Genomic DNA, 14,197 nt, shown 5'->3' on the forward strand with positions numbered 1-14,197 from the left:
AAGGGGGGGGGGGGGCAGGCCCCCCTCACCTGCAACCCCTCCCCTATGGCGATACTCACTGGAAAGCCGTGAACGGGTTTGCGGCATCCCAAAGAGCGATGTGCTGAATGAGCAGAGCATGAGCCCACCGGAAGTAAAAATTCACGTTCGTCCCAGCACCAGGGACGATATGCTCACTCACGGTCTTATCCATCTCCCACCTACATCGTCGCACATAGACCTTCTAGAGAATACCGAGCCGGTTAACATACTGCAGGGCTGAGAACCCCTCACCCACCCCTACCGCCTGTGCAAATGCCGGTGGTGGATATCGGGCTGGTGCGGGTGCTCGTGGGCGAGTTCGGCATGGGCATGCACATGGGAATGCTCGCCGGCCGCCGAGAGCGGCGGGTCGCCGGCCTCATGGTCGTGGTCGTGATGTTGGTCGTCGTGGCGGTGGCGGTGCTCGTGGATGGTCGCCGGGTGCCGGTGGGAGTGCGAATGCTCCTCGGAGACCATCAGCCAGGCCCCGAGCGCCATAACCGGCAGCGCAACATAGAACGCGCCCGCCGGCAGTTCGGCGAAGAGCAGGAGCGAGAAGAGGACGCCGAAGAACGGGGAGATGGCGAGGAGCGAACCCGCCCGGGCGGCGCCGATGCCCCGGAGGGCGAGGAGGAAGAGGATGCTCGTCAGGCCGCCGTAGCAGAGGAACCCGACCACCATGGCGGCAGCGGCCGTGGCCGGGCCCGGGAGCCCCTCCCCGGCGGCGAGCGCGACGAGGAGCGTGACGGTGCCGGCCCCGATCCCCTTTATGGAGATGACGAGGAGCGGGTCCTTTGCCGAGAGCCGCTGCCCCAGGTTGTTGTCGACCGCCCAGAAGAGGCAGGTGAGCAGGATGCCGAGCGCCGGGAGGGATAACCCGAGTCCGGCGGCCGGGTGCCCGGTGAGGAGGAGGCACGACGCGGTGATGCACCCGAGCGCAACCCAGGCGCGGCGGCTCACCCACTCGCCAAAGACCGCCGCGGCAATCACCGTCGTCGCCACGGCCTCGAAGTTCAGGAGGAGGGCCGCCGTCGCCGCCGGCGTTCCGGGGAGGCTGTATACCAGGGTGACCGGTGCAAGAAGCCCTCCAAAGAGCGTCACGCCGATGAGCCACGGGATATCGCTCCTCCCGGGCGGCGCCTCCATGTGGCTCCGTTTGTTACCTGCCGCCGTTCCGGCGAGGGAGAAGAGCAGTGCGCCGGAGCCGCTCCCGAGCGAGACCAGTGCGGCGAGCGCGAGCGGCCCGGTGCCGTCGAGGAGGAGTTTCGTGAACGGAGCGCTTCCCCCGATGAGAACCGCCGTCGCCAGCGCACAGAGGACGGGTGCCCGGTAGCTCGCCAGGGTGGATCCGTTACCTATGGCGGCGGGTTTACGCGGATACAGAAGAGTTGCCTCCGGGAGGGTTGAAGGTTGTGAAAAATGGGGGACAAACCGTCCCCAATTACTTCAGGTTGTGCTTCTCTTTGAGCTCTTCCCAGTAGGGATCGGCCTGCAGTTCCGCAATTCCCTCGTTCATGAGCTCGAGGAGCGCGGTATCTTCCTTTCTGATGGCGACACCGAACTGCTCCTGCTCCTGTGTCTGAACAGACCCGATGGTCTTCAGCGGCTTGTCGCTGATGATGTCCTGCAGGGAGACGTCGTCGTACATGACTGCGTCGATCCTGCCGATCTCGAGGTCGCTGACGGCAGCCGGTGTGTCGGGGTAGTACTTCAGGTTGTCTTTGGGCATCTTCCCGGTCTCGATCAGGTTCTCCTCGATCCACATGGCGGCGGTGCATCCCCGCTGCGCTCCGATGACCGCCTTTCCGTCAAGGACGTCGTCAAGCGTCACGTTCGAGTCCTCGCGGGCCGCGACGTCCTGGTTGATTGACCAGTAGGGGTTGGTGAAACTGACCTTCTCCAGCCGCTCGGGGGTGATCGACATCCCGGCATAGACCATATCGATCTTCCCCGCCTGGAGGGTCGGGATGATGGCGTCCCAGTCGACCGCCATGAACGTCACCTCGATGCCCTTCTGCTCGGCGATCCACCTCATGGAATCGACATCGAATCCCTGGGCGTTGTCGTCCTTGTCGACGTAGCTAAAGGGAGGATACGCGCCGTCGATGCCGACGATATAGGAGTCTTTCAGTTCCGCTCCGCCGGTCTGCTCGGTCGTGCCGGTGCACCCTGCACCGACGACGGCCAGCACTGCGACAAGACAGGCGAGCAACGTAAGAATACCGTGAGTTCGCATGAAAGAGAAATTTGTTAGATAAGTAAAATTAACCTTTTGATTTGGCCCTGCCGAGGGGCGGTTGGCCTGACAGCCAGCGAAATCTCTGGTTTCGAAGCAAATATCCCCCGTTGCCGCCCTTCTGCTCGAATCGGTGCAGCCTCCGGCACCCTGCCGGCGTTCGCCGCAGGAGGGGTCTGGTTGCTTTCGCCGGCACGGGGCAACCATCCCACCAAAGTACGGCCGATAGGTATTTATTGCATCTTACCCTCCTGGGGCCGCCTCCCGGAAAGGGAGCGCAGATATGACGGTGAGCAGTATGAAAGGCATAAAAGAATCCGCCATGGGCGGGATGTCGAAAGTCGCCGGGTCCCTGCAGGAACTCGACCCCCGGATCATCGAACAGATCACCTCGAGGATTAATTTCCCCGCATCGAAAGACAATCTTCTCTCCCAGGCGAAGGAGAGCGGAGCACCTCAGGGCATCCTTGATACGCTGAACCAGTTTGAGGATAAGCAGTACAACAGCAAGGAAGACATTAAATCAGAGTTCCAGAAGGTTCAGCAGAAGTAACCCTTTTTTCAGCCGCACACAGGTGCCGCCTCCGGCACCTGCCCCTGAAGGAACCGTTTCTCAGGGCGGTGCTCCGTGCCGGGAGCCATGCAGGCAACCGGGCTGCACCATGCCGGAAGTGCCTGGTATGGACCGCTCTGCCGGAAAAGCCCGCCACCTATATCTGGTCCCCGGGTGTATGGCGTCGCATGCTCATCATCGGACACCGGGGGGCAAGGGCTCTCGGACCGGAGAACACCCTGAGGGCTCTCCGAACAGGGATGGCATGCGCCGATCTCGTCGAGGTCGACGTGCGCCTCACAAAAGACGGTATTGTGGTTGCGATCCATGACGCGGCCGTCGACCGGACGACGGACGGGACCGGACCGGTCAAAGGCTTCACCATCGAGGAACTCAAAAGGCTGGACGCGGGCGGGGGCGAGACCATCCCGACGCTTTCGGAGGTTATCGACCTGGTCCGCGGGCAGACAGGGCTTGTCGTGGAATTCAAGGAGCCCGGGACCGAAGCGATCGTCGTCTCGGTGCTCATGGACCGGATGCCGGAACGGCTTTTCCTGGTCTCGTTTCACCCGGAGAGTGTATCGATGGCAAAGAAGCTCCTCCCCGGGGCGCAGGCGGGCCTCATCTACTCGCAGGAGATCGTCGATCCTGTCGGGCTCGCCCGCTCGGTAGAGGCCGACCTCATCCTCCCGCGATGGGACCGGGTCTCCCGCGAACTGGTGGATCAGGCGCACAACGCCGGACTGCTCGTCGTCCCCTGGCTGTTGAACACGCCGGAGGATATCGAGGAAGCGATCCGTATCGGCGTCGAAGGGTTCTCAAGCGACGATCCCTGCGCCGCACGCCGATACCTGGAGGGGATGGGCGAGGAGCGCCGGGTTCTATCCGGGATCAGCCGAACCGGGTCCTGAGATAGCCGTCGAGGCGCTCCAGGGCCTCAGGCATATCCTGTCTCCCGTAGCCGAACCTGATATGAGCGTCATCGTGCTCGAAGACCGTTCCGGGAACGAGGAGGATACCTGCCGAATCCAGGAGATCGGTGCAGAGTGCGAAAGCGCCTTCCCCTGCCCTGAGCCGGGGAAACGCTGTCGTTCCTCCCCGGGGGCGGACCCACGAAAAGAGGCTGCTCCAGGTAGTAAAGAAGTCGTCCAGCAGCCCGACGTTCCGCCGTATGATATCCAGGTTCCTGGCGACGATCTTTCCCCGATGGCGGAGCGCGATCCCGGCAAAGAACTCGCCGGGAGCGCTGTTGCAGATGGTTGAGTAGTCCTTGTACCTCGCAAGCCGTCCGAGCAGGTCTCGATCACGGGTCGCAACCCACCCGATGCGGAGTCCGGCAAGCCCGTACGCTTTTGATACGTCTCCGAGCGAGACATGAGCGCCCGGCACGTCGACCATAGCGGGGAGTCGGTCGTCGGCCCGGTGCTCAAGGAGCCGGTAGACCTCATCGGAGAAGATGGTGATGTCTCGTTCCTCCGCGAACTCGATCAGGGCCGAAAAGCTGCTCTCCGGGAACTGGTAGCCGGTGGGGTTGTGCGGGGAGTTGATGACGATCGCCTTCGTCGCCGGTCCGGCCAGTTCCTGCAGCACCTCGAGGTCCGGGCTCCAGCCCTTCTCCTCATCCATCCACCAGAGCGTGACGTCGCAACCACGCGAGCGGGTGACCTCGTAGAGCGACTGGTATGCGGGAAACTGGACGATAACGTGATCGTCGGGCTGGAGGGCGGTCGACATGAACGCCATGATCCCTTCGGATGCCCCGTTGAAGGTGATGACCTCATCGGGCGATACCCCCGAGTAAAGCCCGGCGATTGCCTCCCGGAGCGATGCGCTTCCCGCCGGCTCGGCGTAACCGAGACGCAGCCGCAGGAGGTCGTTTTCTGACCCGGGGTCAAGGGAGAGAAGTTCCTGTACGCTCAGTGTCTCGCCGTCGGAGGCCCCGAGCACATACGATGCCCGGAACTCGTGCTCCGCCATGAACCGTTCCAGCTTGAACTCGCGAATAGACATTCCCGGTACCGGATCAGACGACCGCTCCGGGGAGGTGCTTGAGGAGCCACGCCTTCACCTCGACGTAGAGGCTCTCCGCTGTCTCGTCGAGGGTGTGGCCCGCCCCTTCGTAGATGACGAGCCGTTTTGGCTCGCCGGCACGACGGTAGACATCCTCCGACGAGCGGTGAGGGAGGACCGGGTCGTTATCCCCGTGCAGGAAGAGGAGTGCCGCACGGCCCGCGAGGCCGACGACCGGTTCGGTCCCGGTGGTCTGGGTGGAGATGGCGACGACGACCCTGGCCGCCGGGACGTTTGCGGCCGCCTGGATCACCACCGCTCCCCCGAGCGAGTGCCCGACCAGCCCGACGGCCGAGACGCCCTGGCTCTCAAGATAACGCGTACCGAGGACCGTGTCGATGACTGACTCCACGAGATCCTTCGGGTGCCGGTACTGCACCCGGAGCGCGCTGATCCGGTGGTTCGGGAGGTCCTGCGCCAGCCGTGGGTAGAGGTCCCGTGCAGGGGTGTCGAACCCGCCGCCGGTCCCGCCGACCATGACGACACCGGTTCCGGCCCCTGCGGCCTCGTAGTAGCGGCAGGTGGTCGTTCCCCGGTCGGTCTCGATCTCTACGATATCGTAGGCTTCCCCGGCCTGCGGGAGTCGCCTGACATCCGTGGGGTGCACCTCGATGCTCGTTGCATCCACATTCACCTCAATCGCAGCCGTCTCGAGCATGGAGGGCAATAGCGATTGCGGCTATTTGTCTTTTGCGGCGGGAGTGATGCAGCCCATGAAGAATCCCTGCGCGCCCGGTGCAGGAGCGATCTTACGCGCTGTGAGGAACGTTGCTCACCAAACCTGTGCGGAAAGTACATTACTATTGATTATAAAATTATAAATTACAATGAATAAAACAGAGCGCACATTCTTCCGACAGGTTGGCGACTCTCACCCGGTATCCGCTCCGTCCGGGAACGGTGCATCTTCAAATACCGGGGAGTCGGATGCCGACCTCCTCGACGCCTACTCCCGGGCCGTCGTCCGGGTCGTCGAGTCCGTGGGGCCCGCGGTCGTGAGCGTGGTCGCGGGGAAGAACCTCCAGGGCCAGCGCGGCGACCAGATGGGAGCGGGCTCAGGCGTGATCGTGGCGCCGGAAGGCTACATCCTGACCAACAACCACGTGGTGCAGGGAGCCGGGAGGCTCGAGGTCCGTACGGCGGACGGGACCACACTTCCCGCACGCCTGGCCGGGGCCGACCCGGCGACCGATCTCGCCGTGCTCCGTACCGATGCCGGCGGCCTCCCCTACGCGTCGTTCGGCGACTCCGGGGCGCTCTCGGTCGGCCAGCTCGCGATAGCCATCGGCAACCCGCTCGGCTTTAACTCGACCGTCTCGACAGGAGTCCTGAGCGCTCTCGGGCGGGCGCTCCGGAGCCGGGACGGCCGCCTGATCGAGAACATCATTCAGCACACCGCTCCCTTGAACCCCGGCAACTCCGGCGGTCCGCTGGTCGACTCCCGCGGCCGCGTCATCGGCATCAACACGGCCATCATCCCGATGGCGCAGGGCATCTGCTTCTCGATCCCCTCGAACACCGCCTCGTGGGTCCTGCCGCAGCTGGTCGCCGACGGCAGGGTGCGGCGCGGATATCTGGGTATCGCCGGCCAGTCCCGGCCGCTCCCGCAGCCGCTTGTTGCGGCGCTCGGCCTCGCCGCGAACCAGGCGGTCGAGGTCGTCTCGGTGAGCCGGGCAAGCCCCGCCGGCCGGGCCGGGCTCCGCGGCGGAGACCTGATCGTCGCGATCAACGAGACGTGCGTGACGTGCGTCGACGACCTGCACCGGTTCCTCGCCACCTGGCCCATCGCGGAGCCGGCAACCCTGACGCTTGTCCGGGACCGGCGGCGGATCACGCTCCCGATCATCCCGGCGGAAGCGGTCGCGTGCGCTGCCGCCGGGTAAGCGGAGGGCGGAACTCACAACCGAACTCGTCTTTGCGAAGAGCGACGCTCCGGAGCGCGATTGCCGGGACGGCGCGACGGACAATGTCTGAAGTTTGAGAAGCCATTAGGCTTCGAAGTGCGATGGGCCGAAGGCCATCGTTGTGCGACAATCAAGTGAAGCGAGGGAAATATTCCGATGCAGTGGACCGTGGGAACAGGGGAGGGGGGCGAGCCCCCCTCCCCGTCAGCCCCTCCCCCAGGGCGATATCCCCTCGGAATCCGCGTCTGGAACGCAATCCAACGTCACGCGTGAGCACCGTAGGCGAGAATCGCAACGATTCATGAGTGCGACTGGCGTCCCGGCAGGAGTTTGAGCGCCGAAGGTGTGAGGTGCGACTGGCGCGAGCATCGTAGGCGGCAGGAGTTTGAGAAGCCTTGGGCTTCGAGGTGCGATGGGCCGAAGGCCGTGATACCTGCTTCCTTTTGCGGTCACTACCGGTCCTGGTCAGGGAACCCACGTTATCCGCGGCTCCCGGCGTGCCGGTTTCGCTGACAGGGGGGCGGGATAGCCGAAGATCAGCGGCGCCACGATCTGGTGGTCGCCGGGGACCTTCATCGCCGCAAGGATCTCGGGGTTCTGCTCGATGAGGGCCGCGGCCCCGATCCAGCAGCTGCCGATGCCGAGCGCCCAGGCGGCAAGCATCATGTTCTCCGCACAGAGCGTGCAGTCGAGGACGCTCGATGCGACATCCCGGGCGCCGAGGACCAGGACCAGCACCGGGGCGTTGTAGAAGATGCTGAACTCAGGAGTCTTGAGCGCCGCGAGGAACTCTTCCGTCCCCGGCCGGGACTCCTCCCCGATCTTCTCTATAAGGATCGGCTTACAGTAGTCGGACGCCCGCCGCATCAGGTCCCTGTCTCTCACGACCACGAACTGCCAGGGCTGAAGCCCGAGAGCGGTCGGGGCCTGGATGCCCGCAGCGATGATCGCCCGGAGGGCCTCGTCCGGGACCTCGCGGCCGGTGTAGTTCCTGACGCTCCGGCGTTCCCGGATCACGGAGAATATCTCGATGGACTCTGTATCCGCCATCATAAAGCCCCCTACGGCTCGCCGATGGTATTTATGTGTTGGGGGGAAGCCGCACCGGTCACTGCTCTATCGCGGGCCCGGGATACCTTCGTGTTTCCCGGTGACGGAACTCATCCATGCCGACGGGGATGGCTGCCGGCCTGCAGCCCCCTCCCCACCCGGTTTTTTGCCCGGCGTGCTGTACCATAGCCCGCGCATTCGGGAAACCGCGAACGCCGCCGAAATCTCCGGATCAGCATAGAAATCTGGTATTTATCCCCAGATCGGATAGTAACCTTTTTTACCGTCCACGGAGCACAAGCATTACAGCGATAGCGTTCCAGCGCCGGTGGGCTATGACTGACTCGCATCATGAACGGTCACCCTGTGACCCTGCAGTCTTCGACGCTCTTGAAGACGGCCTTCTTGTGGTAAACGATGACCGGAAGGTCAGCTGGTACAACCCGGCACTCGCACGGACCCTTGCCATCCAGCAGGACGACGCCGTCGGCATGGACGTGCGGGACCTCTTCGGCACGCACCTTCTCCCGACCTTCGAGGATGAAGCCTCCGCACGGCTGCTCCGGCAGGCCCTGGAAAACGGTGCAGATCTCCCCACCCGCCTCTACCGTGCCCGGACCCCCGATGGCACCCGGCGCTGGCTCTCGATCACGGGCAAGTGGGTCGTTGCCGGGCAGCGGCTTATCAAGATCCGGGATGCCACCGCCGACCTGGACGCGCACCATTTCAGGGTCGCGCTCGACCAATCGCCGGTGGTCATCTTTGCACAGGACGAAAACCTCCGCTATACCTGGTCGTACAACCAGCAGCTGGGATCTACGGACGCGTCCATCATCGGCATGCGGGACGAGGACGCCTTTCCCGACAGCGCCGCGTTTCTTACCGCGCTCAAACGCCGGGTTCTTGAGACGGGAGAGACCGTGCGGGCGGCGGTGACGTTCCCCGTCGCGGGTGATTCACGCATCCGGGACCTGACATTAAAGCCGCTCCGAAATGCGGAGGGCAGGATTACCGGCGTTACCGGGATAGCCTTCGATGTGACGGAACGGAACCGTGTGGAGGAGGCGCTCCGGGAGAAGACGCACGAACTCAAGAAACGGATGGACGAACTCCGGTGCCTGTACACCATCTCACACCTCGTCGAGGTTCCGGGAATAACGCTTGAAACGCTCCTGCAGGCGGTTGCCGATACCCTTCCCCTGGGCTGGCAGTACCCGGATGATACTGCGGTGCGGATCATCGTCTACGGCCGGGACTACTACCGGGGCGATCCGGGAGAGACCCCCTGGAAGCAGAGCAGCCCGATCGTCGTCCATGGCGTACAGGTCGGCGAGGTCGAGGTCCGGTGCCGCGCGGAGGTTCCGAAGGGGGCCGAAGGGCCGTTCTTGCCGGAAGAGCAGATGCTGCTTGACTCCATCACAAGGCGGCTCGGCCGGATCATCGAACGGCTGCATGTAGAAGAGGCGCTCGAGAAGAGCGAGGAGATGTTCCGGGGGATTGCCCAGCGGAGTTTCGATATGATCTGCACCTACTACCACGACCGGGGGATCACCTACGTCTCCCCGGCCGTGGAGCGGATACTCGGGTACGCTCCCGAGGAGATGGTAGGAACCGAGTGGGAGGATTACATCCTCACATCAAGCATTCCAGCCTGGGAACGGGGGCGCCGGAAGGTGTCCAGGGGCGAGCAGGTCGAACGGCTCCAGGCCGAGGTCCGGCGGAAGGACGGCGAGACCGTCATACTGGAACTGAACGAGTCGCCTATCGTCGAGAAGGGGGCGATCGTGGGGTTCCAGGCTATCGGCAGGGACATCTCCGAGCGGATCCTGTACGAACGGCTCCGTGAGCAGGCGTTCGATATGACCGAGCGTAATATCGCGCAGTTCGCAATCCTTGCCGATCATGTCCGCCACCCGCTCCAGGTGGTCATGGGTGTTGCGGACCTGCTCGACGACGAGGAGACCGCAGAGAAACTCCGCGAACAGGTCCGCAGGATCAACATGCAGATCAACCGGCTGGACCGGGAATGGATGGAGTCGCGGAAGATCCGGGAGTTCGTGAAGCGGTACGAACTCTGAAGGCCTGTTGTGGTTTCACAGTTGTTTCATAGGATCGTAGTTATACCGGGAACGCCGTTTTGTTCAGTTGCGTTCCCAGACACGATTTTCACCCAGACCACCATTTGGTGCAAGTTACGAGAACAAAACGAGTGAAGCGAAGGAATATCCCGATACAGTGGACCGTGGAAGTATCGCAACGGGGGGTGGGGACAATGGGGAGTGCGACCGAAGGGAGCATGAGAAGAACGAAGTTCTTCGAGGGGGGAGACCCCCCTCCCCGTCAGCCCCTCCCCCGAATGGCGATATCCCCTTGAAATCCGTGTCAGTGCATCGAAGCGCTGTCTGTAGGACAGGAGTTCGAGAAACCCGCAGTTTTTCGAGGCGTGAGCGAAAGCGAACGTGAGCACCGTTAGGTGCGAGAAACGGGGTTTGAACACCGGAGGTGCGAGTTGCGCAGTCCCCTACGATCCACTGCACGGGAACAACCCGGGGAAAACCCATTCATCACCGCCCCCTCTTTTTGTACACCCCCGGCACGGCCTCCCGGACGGCGGCGAATGTCTCCGGTATAAGCGTGCCTTTCTTCCCGACAACCTCCGCCGCCCGGATAGTGGCGGCGTGTGCGGCGAGCGCGTAGCTCTCGATAAAGAGGTCGAGCCCGCCGCGGGCGAAGTCGTGGAGCGAGAGTGAGACGGAAATTCCGTCGGTAGAGGGGCTGCTCGATACCGGGCAGACGAGCAGGGTCCCGTCCTCTCCTGCAGAAACGACCACCACCGGGCGCACCTTCCGCTCGCCCCCTCCCCCGATGCGCACGGGGGCTAATATGACGTCGCCGCTGGTGTAGCGTCCCATGCACATAGGTTGCCCCGATAAGCGATAAGAGAATTGATCCCCTGTCCGGGCCTTTATGGTAACAAGAGGAAGGAGGGTGTCCCCCGCACCCTCCGGTGCGCCGTTACGGCGCCCGTCCGTTTGCTTTCCCGTTGGATTTCTGCTGCTCTTCACGGAACTCTTTCTGGTTCTTCGCCATCGCGGCCCGGGCGTGTCCGTCGTCGTTCTTGCCCTTGATGACGGATACGGTACCGGTGCCGGCCACTGAGACATTACCCTCCTCGGTCACGGCGCTGCCGGTCACGGTCAGGTTGTTGTCACCTTCGTTCAGGTCGAGGTCCTGCCGCCGGTACTTCAGGATGAGCGTGCCGCCGTCTTTTGCGCAGAAGTTGACCTTCTCCGGCGTTGCGTTCCCGATCGCGAACTCCGCGGGGTCCGATACCGTCACGTTCGTGCGGTCGGCGCCGGCAAACCCGAGCCATTCAGCAACGTTGATGAAGATGGTCATGATACCGTTGCTCTTCTGGTTCAGCGTCTTCGGGGCGACCTTCACCTCCGCCGTCTGCGCCTTCACGGTCACGTTCAGGGTGTCGCAGGCGACGGCGCCGGTGGCGTTGTTTTCGACCTTCACCGTGGCGGCGTAGGTGCCGGCGGCGAGGTAGGTGTAGGTGGCCCGGACGGTGCCGTTATGCTCGTCCTCCGCCACGATCTCCGCCTCCGTCGTTCCCGTGTTCCAGTCGACGGAAGCGGAGAGGTTCATTGCATCGAAGGCATCCGTGCTGTTGCAGGCCGCGAGGATGGTGACCGGCTCACCGGCGAGTACCGTGCGGTCGCTCCCTGCATCGACGACGAGGGCGGCCTGCACGGCAGGAACCACCACGGCGAGGGCGATGAAGAGGGAGAAGATTCGGATTGTCGTGTCTCGTTTCATGAGTAACTCGTCTCCGGTAGATACTCACTCCGTTCCCCTATTTGACCGCATTGAACCTCCCGGTTCAATCAATCACCCCGGCGGTGATGCAGGGGCCGTCCCTACACCCGGAGCAGCCGGGCGTTGATCGCGACGATCACGGTGCTTGCGCTCATCAGCACCGCCCCTGCCGCCGGGGTGAGGACGATCCCGGCGCCGATCAGCACGCCGGCGGCGAGCGGGATGGCGACGGCGTTGTAGCCCGTCGCCCAGAGGAGGTTCTCGAACATCTTCCGGTAGGTCTTCTTTGCAAGGTCGATGACCGCCGCCGCGTCCCGGGGATCGTTCCTCACGAGGACGATATCGGCGCTCTCGACGGCAACATCGGTCCCGGCCCCGATGGCGATCCCCACATCGGCCTCGACGAGCGCGGGGGCGTCGTTGATCCCGTCGCCCACCATCGCCACCCGGTAGCGCTGCTGCACCTCCCGGATCTTCTCCGCCTTCTCGTGGGGCAGGACCCCGGCAAAGAACTCGTCAAGACCCAGTTCCCCCGCCACCCACGCCGCGACGTCACGGTTGTCGCCGGTCAGCATCATGCACCGGATACCCATCGCCTTGAGCCGGCGGATGGCGTCTCCCGACTCCGGCCGGATGATATCGGCGAGCGCGATCGCGCCGACCGGCCGGTCGTCCTCGAGCAGGAAGACGACGGTCTTGCCCTGTCGCTGGAGCGTCTCGACCCCCTCGTCCCCGGCCGCGATCCCCCGCTCCGCGAGGTAGCCCGGGCCGACGACCCGGACGGCCCGGCCGCCGGCCTTCCCCTCGACGCCGACCCCCGGGATCGCGCGGAAACCTTCGACCGGGAGCAGAGAGATGCCCTGTTCCTCCGCGCTCCTGACCACCCCCCGCGCGAGCGGGTGCTCAGAGTGCGCCTCCACCGATGCCGTCGCCCGGACCACATCCTCCTCTGCCGCGCCGGCGAAGGCGAGGACGTCCGTGACCCCGAACCGCCCCTCCGTCAGGGTGCCGGTCTTGTCGAAGACGACTGCTGTGAGGTCTTTTGCCCGCTCAAACGCGCTCCGGTCCCGGATCAGGAACCCGGACTGTGCGGCAAGGGCCGTCGAGACCGCGACCACGAGCGGGACGGCAAGCCCGAGGGCGTGAGGGCAGGTGATGACCATCACGGTCGCGGCCCGCTCCACCGCAAACCCGGTACCCTCTCCGAGGGCGAACCATGCTGCAAACGTCACCGCACCGACCGAGAGGGCGATCACCACCAGGATGAACGCCGCCCGGTCGGCGAGGTCCTGGGTCCGGGACCGGCTCTCCTGCGCCTTCTGCACGAGGTCGATCACCTGCGCAAGGTAGGTCTCCGCCCCCGTCTTCTCGACCTCGACGACGATCGAGCCCTCGCCGTTGATCGCCCCGCCGATGACCCCGTCGCCCGGGCGCTTCTCCACCGGTTTCGACTCCCCGGTGAGCATCGCCTCGTTGACGCTTGTTGCTCCCTCGGCCACCGTGCCGTCCACCGGCACCTTCTCCCCGGGCCGGACGAGGACCCGGTCGCCCGGTCTGAGACGGTCTACGGGCACGTCCTCGGTCCCCCCGTCCCGGAGGAGGTGCGCCTCTGAAGGCATGACCCGGACCAGCTCCTCGAGTGCCCGCGACGCCCCGAGAACCGAGCGCATCTCCACCCAGTGCCCGAGGAGCATGATGTCGATCAGGGTGGCGAGTTCCCAGAAGAACCCCTCTTCGCCGACGAGACCGAGGACGACCGCCGAACTGTAGACGTAGGCGACGGTGATCGCGACGGCGATGAGCGTCATCATCCCGGGCATCCGCGCCCGGAGTTCGCGCACAATGCCGGAGAGGAACGGCCAGCCGCCGTAGAGGTAGACGGCGGTCGCAAGAGCGAGGAGGAGGTAGTCCGAGCCCGGGAACCGGATGGTGAACCCGAGGAGCCTCTGGACCGGCTCCGAGAGGAGGAGGATCGGGATTGTCAGGATCGTCGAGACGATAAACCGCCGCCGGAAGTCTCTGAGGGCGTGGTGGGTGTGCGGGGCGGGACCACGGGTCTCCGGCGGCTTCTTCCGGCTCGCCTCCACGATTTGCGTCTCGTACTGCCCGTGGTCGTGGTCCGTATCAACCCCTCCCCGCCGCTCTCTCCTCTTCGACAGTTTTGTCCCGCGCGTAACGCTGCCGGAGCGTCTCCGTCGCCCGGCGGCAAGACCCGTCCCGGTGCGGGTGCATGCATCCGCCCATGGCAGGAGATGCAGGTCTCCCGGCAATGTAAATATACCGGCAGCGAAGGCACAACGAGGCCGCATGCACCTTCGCGGCCGGGGGCAGCCGGCCGTGCAGAACTGCAGGAGCAGTTGAATCGCGTATCCGTCGATGGGGAGAGCACGGGCACTCCCGGAGCAAATGGGTAGGTTTATAAAGCCGTGAGGACAGCATACTCCACGTAATCGAACAGATCCATCCACACGAGTGGAAAAATTCCCTTAAATTCCTCCGAAAATAGCCTGGATGCGTCTGAATCGCGTGGGAACATTTTAT

The 14,197-nt window shown here is 64.1% G+C and carries 12 protein-coding genes; 4 read left to right on the top strand and 8 right to left on the bottom strand.

Going from position 1 to position 14,197, the window contains the following annotated elements; genetic code table 11:
- Positions 1-279: 279 nt before the first annotated feature.
- Together HL657_RS07435 and HL657_RS07440 are read right to left on the bottom strand one after the other, a co-directional pair.
- Entirely contained in the window at positions 280-1,404 is a 1,125-nt protein-coding gene (locus HL657_RS07435) for a DMT family transporter (RefSeq protein ID WP_317296371.1), read from the bottom strand.
- 58 nt (positions 1,405-1,462) lie between these two features.
- On the bottom strand, positions 1,463-2,257 hold the full coding sequence (locus tag HL657_RS07440) for an ABC transporter substrate-binding protein (RefSeq protein ID WP_317296194.1): 795 nt from the start codon (positions 2,255-2,257) through the stop codon (positions 1,463-1,465).
- A 283-nt stretch (positions 2,258-2,540) separates the two neighbouring features.
- On the opposite strand from HL657_RS07440, the gene HL657_RS07445 reads away from it, so the two are divergent.
- The gene (locus HL657_RS07445; RefSeq protein WP_317296195.1) at positions 2,541-2,810 is read left to right on the top strand and encodes a DUF2795 domain-containing protein; all 270 of its coding nucleotides are present in this window, start codon (positions 2,541-2,543) and stop codon (positions 2,808-2,810) included.
- A gap of 188 nt (positions 2,811-2,998) precedes the next feature.
- Entirely contained in the window at positions 2,999-3,721 is a 723-nt protein-coding gene (locus HL657_RS07450) for a glycerophosphodiester phosphodiesterase (protein WP_317296196.1), read from the top strand.
- On the opposite strand, the gene HL657_RS07455 is transcribed toward HL657_RS07450, so the two are convergent.
- Both HL657_RS07455 and HL657_RS07460 read right to left on the bottom strand, forming a co-directional pair.
- Complete coding sequence (locus tag HL657_RS07455; protein WP_317296197.1) at positions 3,702-4,820, bottom strand: aminotransferase class I/II-fold pyridoxal phosphate-dependent enzyme; 1,119 nt, start codon at positions 4,818-4,820, stop codon at positions 3,702-3,704. The genes HL657_RS07450 and HL657_RS07455 overlap by 20 nt on opposite strands.
- A gap of 13 nt (positions 4,821-4,833) precedes the next feature.
- A complete protein-coding gene (locus HL657_RS07460) occupies positions 4,834-5,538 on the bottom strand; it encodes an alpha/beta hydrolase family protein (RefSeq protein ID WP_317296198.1) in 705 nt (234 codons plus the stop codon).
- A 169-nt stretch (positions 5,539-5,707) separates the two neighbouring features.
- Between HL657_RS07460 and HL657_RS07465 the strand changes: the two genes are divergently transcribed.
- Positions 5,708-6,763 carry a S1C family serine protease gene (locus tag HL657_RS07465; protein ID WP_317296199.1) on the top strand — a complete coding sequence of 352 codons (1,056 nt, stop codon included), beginning with the start codon at positions 5,708-5,710 and terminating at the stop codon, positions 6,761-6,763.
- A 486-nt stretch (positions 6,764-7,249) separates the two neighbouring features.
- On the opposite strand, the gene HL657_RS07470 is transcribed toward HL657_RS07465, so the two are convergent.
- Complete coding sequence (locus HL657_RS07470) at positions 7,250-7,837, bottom strand: nitroreductase family protein (protein WP_317296200.1); 588 nt, start codon at positions 7,835-7,837, stop codon at positions 7,250-7,252.
- Between the two features lie 332 nt (positions 7,838-8,169).
- Here HL657_RS07470 and HL657_RS07475 point away from each other — a divergent pair, with 332 nt between their 5' ends.
- The gene (locus tag HL657_RS07475; RefSeq protein WP_317296201.1) at positions 8,170-9,912 is read left to right on the top strand and encodes a PAS domain S-box protein; all 1,743 of its coding nucleotides are present in this window, start codon (positions 8,170-8,172) and stop codon (positions 9,910-9,912) included.
- Positions 9,913-10,398: 486 nt separating this feature from the next.
- Here HL657_RS07475 and HL657_RS07480 read toward each other — a convergent pair whose 3' ends face one another.
- The 3 genes from HL657_RS07480 to HL657_RS07490 form a co-directional block, all read right to left on the bottom strand.
- Positions 10,399-10,707, bottom strand: coding sequence for a type II toxin-antitoxin system PemK/MazF family toxin (locus tag HL657_RS07480; protein ID WP_394804649.1), 309 nt, complete (start codon positions 10,705-10,707; stop codon positions 10,399-10,401).
- A gap of 142 nt (positions 10,708-10,849) precedes the next feature.
- On the bottom strand, positions 10,850-11,656 hold the full coding sequence (locus HL657_RS07485; protein ID WP_317296203.1) for a PKD domain-containing protein: 807 nt from the start codon (positions 11,654-11,656) through the stop codon (positions 10,850-10,852).
- Between the two features lie 101 nt (positions 11,657-11,757).
- Positions 11,758-13,926 (bottom strand): heavy metal translocating P-type ATPase, encoded by a 2,169-nt coding sequence (locus HL657_RS07490; protein WP_317296204.1) that lies wholly within the window; start codon positions 13,924-13,926, stop codon positions 11,758-11,760.
- Positions 13,927-14,197: the final 271 nt, after the last annotated feature.

The organism is Methanoculleus nereidis (genome assembly GCF_032944295.1).
Lineage (GTDB): Archaea > Halobacteriota > Methanomicrobia > Methanomicrobiales > Methanoculleaceae > Methanoculleus > Methanoculleus nereidis.

What these genes read in the sequence shown, in the direction of transcription:
- HL657_RS07440 (WP_317296194.1), bottom strand. Translation starts at nt 2,257, where the DNA reads ATGCGAACTCACGGTATTCTTACGTTGCTCGCCTGTCTTGTCGCAGTG.
- HL657_RS07445 (WP_317296195.1), top strand. Translation starts at nt 2,541, where the DNA reads ATGACGGTGAGCAGTATGAAAGGCATAAAAGAATCCGCCATGGGCGGG.
- HL657_RS07450 (WP_317296196.1), top strand. Translation starts at nt 2,999, where the DNA reads ATGCTCATCATCGGACACCGGGGGGCAAGGGCTCTCGGACCGGAGAAC.
- HL657_RS07455 (WP_317296197.1), bottom strand. Translation starts at nt 4,820, where the DNA reads ATGTCTATTCGCGAGTTCAAGCTGGAACGGTTCATGGCGGAGCACGAG.
- HL657_RS07460 (WP_317296198.1), bottom strand. Translation starts at nt 5,538, where the DNA reads ATGCTCGAGACGGCTGCGATTGAGGTGAATGTGGATGCAACGAGCATC.
- HL657_RS07465 (WP_317296199.1), top strand. Translation starts at nt 5,708, where the DNA reads ATGAATAAAACAGAGCGCACATTCTTCCGACAGGTTGGCGACTCTCAC.
- HL657_RS07470 (WP_317296200.1), bottom strand. Translation starts at nt 7,837, where the DNA reads ATGATGGCGGATACAGAGTCCATCGAGATATTCTCCGTGATCCGGGAA.
- HL657_RS07475 (WP_317296201.1), top strand. Translation starts at nt 8,170, where the DNA reads ATGACTGACTCGCATCATGAACGGTCACCCTGTGACCCTGCAGTCTTC.
- HL657_RS07485 (WP_317296203.1), bottom strand. Translation starts at nt 11,656, where the DNA reads ATGAAACGAGACACGACAATCCGAATCTTCTCCCTCTTCATCGCCCTC.